Here is a 12,064-nt window from a genome sequence, read left to right as displayed (position 1 = left end):
GCTACGGCTTGGGCAGCGTGCAGGCGCTCGCGTTCAGGTTGAGCTGGTTGCCCGTGGTGAAGCAGGCCGGGATGTTGTAGATCTCCTGGGCGTAGTTGATGCCCTGCCGGACGGTGACGGCACCGGTCTCGCTGACCTCGCACGGGTTGTTGACCGTGCAGGACTCGCCGTCCTCGTTGCCGGTGTTGTTGACGGCGACGACCTTGCCGGTGGACTGGTCGATGACCGGCGAGCCGGAGGTGCCGCCGATGGTGTTGCAGGAGGAGGTGTAACGGACCGAGTCCTTCCAGGTCCAGTCACCCTCCTTCAGGCGGTACGCGAACCCGTCGATGTTGCAGTTGTAGAGCGTCTTCCAGTAACCGGAGGCCACGGTGATCGCCGTACCGGCGGTCGGGTGGGTGTCCTGGACGGTCAGCGCGGAGATCCCGTACGAGTTCCGAATCGTCGCGTAGGTGCTGGTGAGCTGGTAGAGCGAGACGTCCGTGTCGGTCATCGTCGCGTAGGCCAGCTTGCTGGCGCGCAGGGTCGCGACCCGGCTGCCGGAGGAGTTCAGCAGACCGAAGGTGCGGCTGGAGGCCTGGTTGGTGATGACCTCGCCGGGCGCAGGGAAGCCCGAGGTGAGGCAGTGGCCGTTGCTGAGCACCAGCGCCGGGTCGGTGTCCAGGGAGCCCGGGAAGCGCACGACCGAGCCGGAGCAGTTGCTGAGCGAGACGGTCCCGGCGAGGGTCACGGCCTGGATCCGGGCCGAGGGCTGCACGGTCTGGTTGACGGCCGCCGTGGCGGACGTGACCAGGTCGTGCACGACCGATGTGGCCGTCTCCGTGTCCACGCCCTTGCCGACGCCCGAGGCCGGGGAATCGGCCGCGACCGCGGGTGCCGTACCCATCCCGGCGAGTGCCAGGACACTGAGTGCGGCGACGAGAGGCTTTCTCATGTGGGGGTCACCTCTTGCGACTTGGACGGCCGGAAATCTTCCGGCCGCCGTGATTTTGACATGCGCATTGTGAAGAGAGGTGGGTAACCCGGCAAGAAGTTGTGTCAAGCCAGCTCGCGGACGGTGGCCGGATCCGGCGGTCGGCGCCCGGCGGTCAGCACGGAGTCGACGTACTCGTACAACTCCGAGGGACGCGTGGCGATTTCGGCGCTGAGGCCGCTGCTGCGCTGCTCCCCGTTCGGCGTGACCCGGGCCGTGTAGAAGATGGCCGGTCCGTCGTAGCGGCCGCTCTCGCGCCAGCGCTGGAGCGCCGCGAACCCGGCGTCGCCGTCCATGCCCCGCGAGACGTCGGAGATCAGCAGGTCGACACGGGTGGGGCCGGTGAGGATGCGCTCGGCGCTGCGGGCGTCCTCGGCGAGCGCCACTTTCGCGCCCAGCGACTGCAGACGCCCGGCGATCCCGGCGTTGTTGTCCGGGTGGTCGTCCACCCACAGCACGAACGACCCCGCGTACGGGCGCGGCCGCCCCTCGTCCTCGTCGGCCGCCACCGACGCGACCGGGCCGACCCCGCGTCTGAGCCGCTCGACCAGTTCGGTGGCGCCCGGCATGGCCAGCAGCTCCTCGACCAGCGTCACGAAGTTCTGGTCGCGCTCCAACGCCGGGAAACCGATGGGCAGATACTCCTCAAGCCGGGCCAGTACGGTCCCCCACTCGTCGGGGTCCGCCAAGTCCGGTGCGGCGAGGCCGTGTTCGGCCAGATGCCGCACCGTCGTCTGCCACGACTCCCCGTCCGGCGTCACCGCGGGCTGTCCGAGCACTCTCCGGGCGACCCGGTAGTCGAGGAACTCCTCGGCCGTGTTCCGGTGACCCCGGTCGCTCGCCAGCAGGGTCCGGTAGAAGTCGGCGTACAGATGCTGGAGCAGCAGCGTGCGGATGACCGCCTCCGACTCGTACTGCTGCCACACCGGATTGAGCGAGCACTCCAGCCCGAACCCGTTGATGAGCCGCTTGATCCGGCGCGGATTGCGTGCCGAGCGTTCCGCGATCAGCCGCACCAGCGTCTCGTCGGCGAGCAGTTCATGGACCCCTGACCGCTCGGCGCACTGCCGTACGTACCCCTCGATGTCCTCGTCCCCCGTCACCGGGATCCGATAGCTCGTCTGGAAGATCTTCTCCATGAACGCCGAACCCGCCGGCCCCAGATCCCTCAGCAGCCCCGACGGGCCGAGCGCCGAGCGGTCGCAGCCGATGACGAAGGCGAGGCCAGGGACGTCCAGGTAGACCTTCACCGCCTCGCACACCGCGAGGACCGTATCCTCGGAGCAGCGGTCGAGGTCGTCGATGAAGACCACGAGGAGGCGGCGCGGTTCGTGGGGCGCCGACTCGGCCCACTGGGTGGCGAGGTCGCGCAGCGCCTCCCGCATGTCGTTGCGGGCCTTGGCGTCGACGGACAGGTCGCGCCAGAAGCGGTTGACGATCCCGGCCGCCCCGAACGGCGCCGCGACCACGGTCAGGACCGTCTGCACCGCCCGGATCAGCAGCGAGTGCTCTTCGATGTGGTGCAGCGCGCGCCGCAGCCGTCGCTTGTCGAAGCGGGCCAGGACGGATTTGATCAGCCCTTCCAGGGCGTCGGCACCCGAAGCGGTCCAGGCGTTGTACCAGACCGTCTCGACGTCCTGGTATCCCTGCTTCAGCTCCGCCTCGACCAGCCGCATCAGGCTGCTCTTGCCCATCCCCCAGCCGGCGTCGACGGCGAGGGTGAAGGGCGTCGAGGTGCGGGAGTCGTGCAGAAGGCGGGCCAGTTCGCGGGCGGCGCGGCCGGTGCCCAGGAGGTCGGAGGCCGGGTCGGCGACCGGCTCGTCGTTCAGCAGCGCGAATTCCATGTCCCCGTCGCCCCGTCGTCCCGTGACCGGTTCACCCCGTCGTCGTGTCCGGCGAGGTCAACTTACCTAGAACGTCGGTTACTTGGGGCGCTTGGTGTTGCCCTGCCCCTTGCCCGGGTTGCCGTTGGCGTTGCCCGGGTCCGACTCGGTCTCGGTGGCGGTCGGGGCGGGGGCGGTGGAGGCGCCGGACGTGGGCCGGCCCGACTCCTGCGGCGCCTTCGACGCGTCCGCGGACGGCGAAGGGGAGCTGCCGGACCCCGCGGCCCCGGACGACGCCCCGGTCTCCGGCGACCCCGCACCGGACGACGAGCCCGGCGCAGTGCCGTCCTCGCCGGGCGCGGCGGAGTCCCCGGCCGACGGCGAACCCGTACGACCGCGCTTGCCCTCGGCGTCGCCCGACGGCGCGCCGCTGCCCGAGAACGCGAATCCGGCGATCAGCGCGGCCGCGGACACGGCGCCCACCGCGCCGGCGGCGACCGCCGCCTTCCGGGAGCGCCAGGGGCTGGGCTTGCGGCGGGAACGGGATCGCCGGGAGGGCACCCGGGGAAGCTGGGCGGTCTCGTCGTACGCGCTCTGCCAGCCGTGCGCGGCGGCGGGATCCGCGTACTCCTCGTAAGAGGGTGGAGGTTCGGTCTGCGGGTGGTACACGTTCGGCGGAGCCTGGGGCTCGGTCGGCTCGTGTGTCCCGTTTCCGTACGGGTCTGGGCTGGACATGGCCGCGCATTGTAGGGACGGGTGGGGCCGGTGAGACAGCTACCGGCGATAACGGGCCAAACCGAACTGTCTCAAGTGGTGGAAAACACGACCCGCTGCGCGTTACCCGGCCGTAAGCTCCGTGACATGCAGGTGATCCAGTCGACCAAGCTCGCCAACGTCTGTTACGAGATCCGGGGCCCGGTTCTCGAGGAGGCCATGCGGCTTGAGGCGGCGGGCCACCGCATCCTCAAGCTCAACACGGGCAATCCGGCGGCGTTCGGCTTCGAGTGTCCTCCCGAGATCCTGGAGGACATCCTCCGGAACGTCTCCTCCGCCCATGGGTACGGGGACGCGAAGGGGCTCCTCGCCGCACGCCGGGCCGTCGTCATGCACAACCAGACCCTCGGCATCGAGACCGACGTCGAGCACGTCTTCATCGGCAACGGCGTCTCCGAGCTGATCGTGATGGCGATGCAGGGGCTCCTCGACGACGGGGACGAGGTGCTCGTGCCGTCGCCCGACTATCCGCTGTGGACCGCCGCGGTCTCGCTCTCCGGCGGCACCGCCGTCCACTACCACTGCGACGAGCAGTCCGACTGGATGCCGGACCTCGCCGACATCGAGCGGAAGGTCACCGACCGCACCAAGGCGCTCGTGATCATCAACCCGAACAATCCCACGGGTGCGGTGTACGACGAGGCGATGGTGCGGGGGCTCACCGATATCGCCCGCCGGCACAATCTGCTGGTCTGCTCGGACGAGATCTACGACAAGATCCTCTACGACGGTGCGGTGCACATCCCTACGGCCTCGATCGCCCCGGATCTGCTGACCCTCACCTTCAACGGCATGTCGAAGGCGTACCGGGTGGCGGGGTACCGGACCGGATGGATGTCGATCTCCGGGCCCCGGGCGCACGCCGAGTCCTATATCGAGGGACTGACGATCCTCGCGAACATGCGACTGTGCGCCAACCAGCCGGGGCAGCACGGCGTGGTCGCCGCGCTCAGCGGGCGGCAGACGATCAACGACCTGGTGCTGCCGGGCGGGCGGCTGCGCGAGCAGCGGGACGTGGCGTACGAACTGCTGACCCAGATCCCGGGTGTGACCTGCGTGAAGCCCAAGGGCGCCTTGTATCTCTTCCCCCGGCTCGACCCCAAGGTCTACAAGATCAAGGACGACCGGCAGCTCGTTCTCGATCTGCTGCGGCGGGAGAAGATCATGGTCGTCCAGGGGACCGGGTTCAACTGGAGCGAGCCCGATCACTTCCGGGTGGTGACGCTGCCGACGGCCCGTGATCTGCGGGATGCGGTGACCCGGATCGGGAACTTCCTGGACGGGTACAGCCAGCCGTAGACGGTGCGTGATCTTTTTGAGGACAGCTCAACTTTAGACTGAATCTAAGCTAGGATGGTTTCCTGACTGCACAGGAGGCCACCTCATGTACGAACCGATCCGCACCAAGTCGGTCCACAGCACGGTGGCCGCCACCACGTCCGACTTTCCGCACCGGACCCGCGAGGAAGAACTGGAGTTCCAGCTCGCGGGGCACCTGGCGGCGTTGCTGGCGGTGACGGACGACCTGCGTTCGGCTTCTCCCTCGGCCGACCTCGACACGGCTGCGGAGCGACTGGCCGAGCAGGTGACCCGGCTCCGGGCCGGCGCGACTCCCCTCCGGGTCGCTTCCGAGGGGGACGGGCAGCTTGAGTCTCTGCACCGGCGGGCGCATGCCCTGGCGGGGCGGGCGCTGGTGGTGGCGGCGTCGCGTGCGGATACCGCGGCGGCGATTCTTGCGGCCGAGCGGATGGATGCGCACGCCGAGGCTCTGGAGCCTCGGGAACTCGCGTCCCATTGAGCGGCCCTGGCCCGTGTGCACCCGCAGCGACGCACGGGCCAGGCGCCACATAGCTCGGGGATTCGCCGTTTATCGCGGCTGCGGGTTCGTTGTGGTTGATCGCGCCGTTCCCCGCGCCCCTTTGGGGCGCGTTTCAGTACCGGGTCCGGTATGACACCCCCCGTTCACCCCCTGCGCCGGGGAATGTTGGGTTCCGCGAGCACTCTTCCCCTGTGAGACGAATCATCGGAATCGTCCTCGCGGTTCTGCTGATCGGCGGAGTAGCGGTTGCCGTCGCAGTGGGCCGGGGAAACGAGGACAAGGGCACGGCAACGAAGACCGTGCGAGGTGTGATCGGATCGGAGAAGGCGGAGTTCTTCGGTGATCCGAATGTGGTGAAGGCCCTGGCCGCCAAGGGATTCACCGTGAAGGCCGAGACCTCCGGGTCCTGGGCCATGGAAGAGCTGGAACTCAAGGGGTACGACTTCGCGCTGCCCTCCAGTCAGGCGCCGGCGACCGAGATCGCCGCCAAGTACAAGGTACGAGGGACTCTTCCCCGGCCCTTCTACTCGCCCCTCGTCGTCGTGGCGCACAAGAGCGCCGCCGAGGTGCTGGCCGGGAACGGGCTGGCGGCGCTGGACGGGGAGCACCGGGGCACGCTCAAGATGGGCGCCTACCTGGATGCGGCGCGGGCGGACCGGACCTGGCAGGAGCTCAAGGGGGCCGAGAAGTACGGGGAGTTGAGCGGGACGCTCTATCTCTCCAGCACCGACCCCGAGTCCTCCAACTCCGGCGCGCTCTATCTCGCCGCCGCCTCCTACGTCGAGAACGGCGGCAAGGTCGTCGCGAGTGATGCCGAGGTCGAGAAGGCAACTCCCTTGCTGCGCAAGCTGGTCAGTGTGCAGGGCGCCCAGCAGTCCAGTACGGACGCGGCGTTCCGGGACTTCGTCAGCGGGGCCGGCAATCCCCTCGTGCTCGTCTACGAGTCGCAGGTCGCCTCGCTGCTCGCGGGCGGGGAGCAGCCGGACGACCTGGTCGTCCTCTACCCGGACACCACGGTCAACAGCGACCACACCGTCGTACCGCTGACCGAGAACGGCAAGGCGCTCGCCGAACTCCTGTCCACCGACCCTGAGTTGCGCAGGCTGGAGCTCAAGCACGGGTTCCGGCCGCAGGGCACGGCCGCCGGGTTCGCCTCGGCCGGCACCTATCTCAAGCAGGAACTGACCGGCGTCCGCCAGGCGCCCGTGCCCACCTCCGCGGTGCTGCACGAGCTGGCGCGACGGGCGCGGGGATGACGGGGGGCAGACAATGAACGACTTCAACAACGCCAGTCAGAACAGCAGTCACCAGCACACCCTCAGCGGGGACGACGTCTTCACCCTCACCCCGCCGGAGGCCGTTCCGGCCGTGCCCCGGGAGAAGGCCGGCGGGCTCGTGCCCGTCGACGAGAGCGTCCGCAGCGGGATGGCGCAGAAGGCCGCCGACTATGTCGCCGGGCTCGCCGCGCTGGACGCCCGGTCGCCCGAGTTCGCGGGGAAGGTCGGGGAGATCACGGCGCTCGGCTCCGGTGAGATGCGGAGCGCCGCCGCACAGTCCAACCGGATGCTGGAGCGGACCATCCGCAGTCTGCCCGACAAGGGCGGGGACGCGCAGACGCACGTCGCGGGGTCGCTCGTCGAACTGCGCCGGGTGGTGGAGGACCTGGACCCGCGGGACCTGGCCGCCGCCAAGGGCCGGAAGTTCCTGTCCCGGCTGCCCGGGGGCAACAAGGTGCGGGACTACGTCGCCAAGTACTCGTCCGCGCAGGGCACCCTGAACAGGATCGTGGGGTCGTTGCGCGGCGGACAGGACGAACTCCGGCGGGACAACGCCGCGTTGCAGACCGAGCGGGTGCGTCTGTGGGAGACCATGGGCAAGCTCCAGGAGTACGTGGTGCTGACCGAGGCCCTGGACGCGGCCGTGGAGCGGCATGTCGACGGCATCGCCGACCAGCAGCAGTCCGACGCGCTCCGCGCCGATGTGCTCTTCCCCGTCCGGCAGAAGCACCAGGACCTGCTCACCCAGCTCGCGGTGTGCGCCCAGGGCTACCTCGCCATGGACGTCGTACGCCGCAACAACGAGGAGCTGATCAAGGGCGTCGACCGGGCCGCCACGACCACCGTGTCCGCGCTGCGGATCTCGGTGATGCTGGCCTCCGCGCTCGACAACCAGAAGAAGGTCATCGAGCAGGTCAACGCGCTCAGGGGGACGACCGAGGAGCTGATCCGCGGCAACGCGGAGATGCTCGCCACGCAGAGCGGGGAGATCCAGCGCATCGCCGCCGATCCGGCGGTGGGGGTGGAGACGCTGCGGTCGGCGTTCCAGCAGATCTACCGGACGCTCGACGCGATCGACACGTACAAGGTCCAGGCGACCGAGGCGATGGCGTCGACGGTGGAGTCCCTGACCTCCGAACTGCAGCACGCCTCCGCCTACTTGGAGCGCAGCCGTTCGCAGGGGGCGCTGGAAGGGGGGCTCGGATGAGACGACCTCTCGCCCTGGCCGTCGCGGCCCTCGCCCTGCTCTCCGCGTGCACGACCGGGACCTCCGGCGGTTCCGGCGACGGCGTGAGCACCCCGGGCGTCGCGGGCTCCTACGAGCCCGGCACCCTGCGCGTCCTCGCCTCCAGCGAGCTCAGCGACATGACCCCGGTCCTCGAACGCGTCGAGAAGGACACCGGCATCAAGGTCCGTCCCGTCTATCTGGGCACCCTCGACGCCGTGGACCTGCTCGCGAAGGGCAAGGCCGACGGGGCGTACGACGCGCTGTGGCTGTCCTCCAACGACTATCTGCGGCTGCGCCCCGACGCGGCGAAGAAGGTGGTCTCCGAGACGTCGGTGATGTCGAGCCCGGTGGCGATCGGGATCAAGGACTCCTCGCTGCGGACCCTCGGCTGGAAGCCGTCCCAGGTCACCTGGGCGCAGGTCGAACAGGCCGTCCGGGACGGCGAGTTGACGTACGGCATGACCGACCCGTCCCGCTCCAACTCCGGGTTCTCCACACTCGTCGCGGTGGCCTCGGCCCTCTCCGGCGCCCAGTCGGCGCTCACGGACGCGGACGTCACGAAGGCGACCCCGCGGCTGAAGGAGTTCTTCACGGGCCAGAAGCTCACCTCCGGCTCCTCGGGCTGGCTGGCGGCGGCGTACGAGCGACGCGGGAACGTCGACGCGCTCCTCAACTACGAGTCCGTCCTGAAGGGCATCCCGGGTCTGACGGTGATCCGCCCCCGCGACGGTGTCGTCACCGCCGACTACCCGCTCTCCTCCCTCGCCGCCACCGACACCGCGGTCCGCGAGGACGTCCGCCGGCTGGCCGAGGCCCTGCGCACGCCGGAGGTCCAGCTTGACATCACCGTGCGCACCAATCGCCGCCCGGTGGTCCCCTCGGTGGCCCCCGCGTTCGGTCTCGACACCGACCGACGGCGTGAACTGCCCTTCCCAGGCAGCCGCTCCGTAGCCGACGGCCTCCTGGACTCGTACGAGAACGAACTGCGGCGCCCCTCGCGGACCGTGTACGTCCTCGACACCTCGGGCTCGATGGAGGGCGACCGGCTGGAGCGGCTGAAGAAGTCCCTCGCCGGGCTCACCGGTGACTTCCGGGAGCGCGAGGAGGTCACGCTCATGCCGTTCGGGTCGGAGGTGAAGAGCGTCCGGACGCATGTGGTGGACCCGGCCGATCCGCAGTCCGGACTCGACGGGATCCGTGCGGACACCGAGGAGCTGGAGGCCGACGGGGACACCGCGATCTACACCTCGCTGCAGAAGGCGTACGACCATCTGCGCACCGAGAAGGACGTGTTCACCTCGATCGTGCTGATGACCGACGGCGAGAACACCACCGGGGCGGACGCCGGGGAGTTCGACGGCTTCTACCGCGGGCTGAGCGGGCCCCAGCAGCAGATCCCCGTCTTCCCCATCCTCTTCGGCGACTCCGACCGCGCGGAGCTGGAGCACATCGCCGAACTGACCGGCGGCCGTCTCTTCGACGCCCAAAAGGGCTCGCTGGACGGCGCCTTCGAGGAGATCCGTGGCTATCAGTGAGTATCTGGAGTCCCGCAAGAACATCGCGGGCAGCGTGTGCGGGCTCGTCGGACTCGGGATGACCTTCACGGGGGTGGCGGGCCCCTACTGGCCCGTCGTCGTGGCGGGGCTGTACGGCGCGGGCGCGCTGATCGCCCCGCCGGAGCGGCCCGCGCTGCCGGACTTCCCGGACCCGTCCGCCCAGCTGGAGGCCCTGCGCGGCGACTTCGAGAAGCTGCGCGCCTATCTCGCGGAGGTGGAACTGCCGCCCGCCGCGGCCGGCCGCCTCACCGAACTGACGGAACTGCTGGGCGCGTTGCTCGACCCCGGCTGGGCCGCCGAGCTGCTCGCCCAGGACCCCGAGAGCGTGCACGTGCTCTCCCGGTCGGTACGGCAGGACCTTCCCGAGGCCGTCGACACGTTCGTACGGACGCGGTGGTGGACGCGTCTGGCGCCGGGGCAGGAGTCGCCGGAACGGCACCTGGAGCGGCAGCTCACGCTCCTCCAGGAGGAGGGCGAGCGCCTGGCGACGGCCCTTCGGGAGACGGAGGCGCGGCGGCAGGAGTCGCATACGCGGTACTTGGAAGACCGGGCGTAGGCGCTCCGCTGGAGGGGCCGTGTCGAACGCGCGGGCCGGTGGGGGCTGATCGCGCAGTTCCCCGCGCCCCTTTGGGGCGCGTTAGCCCCCGGCCCCGTCCAAGATGATCCCCCCGATCACGATGATCAGGATCAGCGCGGCCACCAGGCACGCCACCTTCAGTGCGCCGAACCGGGCTCCCGCCGGCTCCGCCTGCGGTACCGGCGACGGGGGCGGCAGTGGTACCGGGCGCGGGCCATTGAAGACGTCGTGGCCCGTGGTCGCGGCTCGGGTGCACCACGGGCAGGCCGGCAAGTGGGCGCCGTAGGCGTGCAGCGGGCGGGCCTGGCAGATCTGGATCTGGGAGCGCTGTCTGTCCAGGGCGCGGAGCCATGCCTCCGCCGGAGGGCGGGCCGCCGGGGCGTGGACGCCGGGGCCGAAGGCCGAGCGGGCCAGGGTCAGGAGGTCCGGCGGGAGGACCGAGGGGTCGATGGTGCCGCGAGGGATGACGACCTGGTCGGGGCGGACGACGTAGGAGCAGCTGGCGGCGATGTTGTCCTTGACGGTGGACTCGGAGGTGCTGTCGTGGGGGACGCCGCCGAAGGGGTGGTTGCCGGCGGTGAGGAGCTGGTAGACGAGGACCGCGAGGGCGAAGTCGTCGCTGGAGCGGGTCGCGGGGCCGCCCGCCTGGCGTTCCGGGGCGGAGTAGTCGGTGGTGTGCATCAGGCACGGGAACGGCTCACCGGTCACCGGGTCGGTGAAGGCGATGGAGTCGCAGTCGAGGAAGGTGACGAAGCCGTTGGCGTCGACGACGACGTTGCTGCTGGAGAAGTCGCCGATGACGAGGTGGTCGTGGTGCATGCGGGCCGTCATGAAGGCGAGGTTCCAGGAGACGCCCACCAGGAACCGCCAGTCCGCCTGCGGGAAGAGGCGCAGCCGCTGGGCGCGGGTGAACAGGCCGACCAGCTGGACGTGTTCGGGCTCGCCGAAGCGGTGCATGGCGTAGCCGAGGAACGCGCCCTCGGGGCTGCGGGCCATCGCGGTGGGCCAGGCCAGCTCGGGTGGCTGGTTGCGGTCGGTGGGGCGGGCGGCGAGGGGGGACATCGTCAGCATGCGGGCCAGCCGGCGCTCCTGGTCGGGGCCCGGCGGGTCGCGGTAGAGCTTGACGACGGTGCCGTGGTCGCCCTCGACCGGGAAGACGGCCGCCTGGCCGCCGCCCTTCAGCGGCTGCTCCGCCAGGACCACCGGCTTCCCGTCCAGATGGACGACGCGCCCGCTCATGGGCGCCCCTGGCGCACGGCCCGCAGCAGTGTCTTGTCGTCGGCGTTGAGCGCGGTCAGCCGGTCGGACCTGAGCAGCGCGGCGAGGTTGTCGTGCGCCGAGTCGGAGACCGGGCCCGGACCGTCGAGGGACCGGAAGACGGCGTCGGCGAACGAGGCGTTGGGGGTCGGGGCGCCGCTCCCGGAGCGGGACAGGGCGGCCTGGGCGAGACCGTCGGTGGAGAGCAGGACGCCGTCGATCCCGGCGTCCGAGACACAGTCGGTGTGCACCCAGCGGGCCGCCTCCGCCGAGGTCAGGAACACCGTCTCGTTGCTGTACTCGCTGGCGTCCGCGGCCTGCGGCAGCAGATGGAACTGCCGTTCGCCGTCCTCGACCCCGGCACGGAGTACGACGAACCCGTCGCCGACGGAGAGATGGCCGAGCCAGCCGGGGGCGAGGACCACGACGGTGAGGGTGGTCGCGAAGTCCCCGGCCGCCGGTCCCGTCGTGTCCAGGAACACCTTGGTGACCTCGTGGAACGCGTCCGTGAGCAGGTCGTGCACGGCAGCGCCGGGCGGGCTGTCGACGGCCGCGGCGGCCCGTCGTACGAACCGTTCCGCGGCCAGCTCCACGGCGAGCCGCGAGCCCTCGTCGGAGCGTGGCCGGCTGCCGGCGCCGTCCGCGACGGCGAGCACGGCGACCGGGCCCGACTCGGTGTGGGCGCAGGCGTCCTGGCAGGGCAGCCCGTCCCGGCGGTGCCGGTAGCCCTCGACGCTCATGCCATGGATCCGCCAGCCTGCGCTGCCCCGGCCGCCCATC

At 70.4% G+C, this 12,064-nt stretch carries 11 protein-coding genes; 6 read left to right on the top strand and 5 right to left on the bottom strand.

Features of this window, described 5'->3' with window-relative positions:
- Position 1: 1 nt before the first annotated feature.
- The 3 genes from PH203_RS40915 to PH203_RS40905 all read right to left on the bottom strand — a co-directional run bounded on the left by PH203_RS40915 (position 2) and on the right by PH203_RS40905 (position 3,531).
- Positions 2–934 (bottom strand): serine protease, encoded by a 933-nt coding sequence (locus PH203_RS40915; RefSeq protein ID WP_289927090.1) that lies wholly within the window; start codon positions 932–934, stop codon positions 2–4.
- Between the two features lie 104 nt (positions 935–1,038).
- Complete coding sequence (locus PH203_RS40910) at positions 1,039–2,817, bottom strand: P-loop NTPase fold protein (RefSeq protein WP_289927088.1); 1,779 nt, start codon at positions 2,815–2,817, stop codon at positions 1,039–1,041.
- A gap of 78 nt (positions 2,818–2,895) precedes the next feature.
- Positions 2,896–3,531, bottom strand: coding sequence for a hypothetical protein (locus PH203_RS40905; RefSeq protein ID WP_289927087.1), 636 nt, complete (start codon positions 3,529–3,531; stop codon positions 2,896–2,898).
- 126 nt (positions 3,532–3,657) lie between these two features.
- On the opposite strand from PH203_RS40905, the gene PH203_RS40900 reads away from it, so the two are divergent.
- From PH203_RS40900 to PH203_RS40875, 6 genes are all read left to right on the top strand, one after another.
- On the top strand, positions 3,658–4,869 hold the full coding sequence (locus PH203_RS40900; protein WP_289927085.1) for a pyridoxal phosphate-dependent aminotransferase: 1,212 nt from the start codon (positions 3,658–3,660) through the stop codon (positions 4,867–4,869).
- 85 nt (positions 4,870–4,954) lie between these two features.
- Positions 4,955–5,368 carry a hypothetical protein gene (locus PH203_RS40895; protein ID WP_289927084.1) on the top strand — a complete coding sequence of 138 codons (414 nt, stop codon included), beginning with the start codon at positions 4,955–4,957 and terminating at the stop codon, positions 5,366–5,368.
- Positions 5,369–5,580: 212 nt separating this feature from the next.
- Positions 5,581–6,645 carry a hypothetical protein gene (locus tag PH203_RS40890; RefSeq protein WP_289927083.1) on the top strand — a complete coding sequence of 355 codons (1,065 nt, stop codon included), beginning with the start codon at positions 5,581–5,583 and terminating at the stop codon, positions 6,643–6,645.
- 13 nt (positions 6,646–6,658) lie between these two features.
- Positions 6,659–7,873: a toxic anion resistance protein gene (locus tag PH203_RS40885; RefSeq protein WP_289927082.1), complete on the top strand. Its 1,215-nt coding sequence runs from the start codon at positions 6,659–6,661 to the stop codon at positions 7,871–7,873.
- Positions 7,870–9,429 (top strand): VWA domain-containing protein, encoded by a 1,560-nt coding sequence (locus tag PH203_RS40880; RefSeq protein ID WP_289927081.1) that lies wholly within the window; start codon positions 7,870–7,872, stop codon positions 9,427–9,429. The genes PH203_RS40885 and PH203_RS40880 overlap by 4 nt, the downstream gene beginning before the upstream one ends.
- The gene (locus PH203_RS40875; protein WP_289927080.1) at positions 9,416–10,006 is read left to right on the top strand and encodes a hypothetical protein; all 591 of its coding nucleotides are present in this window, start codon (positions 9,416–9,418) and stop codon (positions 10,004–10,006) included. Before PH203_RS40880 ends, PH203_RS40875 begins: the two co-directional genes overlap by 14 nt.
- Before the next feature lie 81 nt (positions 10,007–10,087).
- Here PH203_RS40875 and PH203_RS40870 read toward each other — a convergent pair whose 3' ends face one another.
- Both PH203_RS40870 and PH203_RS40865 read right to left on the bottom strand, forming a co-directional pair.
- Positions 10,088–11,266, bottom strand: a complete 1,179-nt coding sequence (locus PH203_RS40870; RefSeq protein WP_289927079.1) for a hypothetical protein — start codon at positions 11,264–11,266, stop codon at positions 10,088–10,090.
- Complete coding sequence (locus PH203_RS40865; RefSeq protein WP_289927078.1) at positions 11,263–12,024, bottom strand: PP2C family serine/threonine-protein phosphatase; 762 nt, start codon at positions 12,022–12,024, stop codon at positions 11,263–11,265. The genes PH203_RS40870 and PH203_RS40865 overlap by 4 nt, the downstream gene beginning before the upstream one ends.
- Positions 12,025–12,064: the final 40 nt, after the last annotated feature.

The organism is Streptomyces sp. S.PB5 (assembly GCF_030403745.1).
In the GTDB taxonomy this organism is placed as follows: domain Bacteria; phylum Actinomycetota; class Actinomycetes; order Streptomycetales; family Streptomycetaceae; genus Streptomyces.
This window is presented reverse-complemented; position numbering and strand designations above follow the sequence as displayed.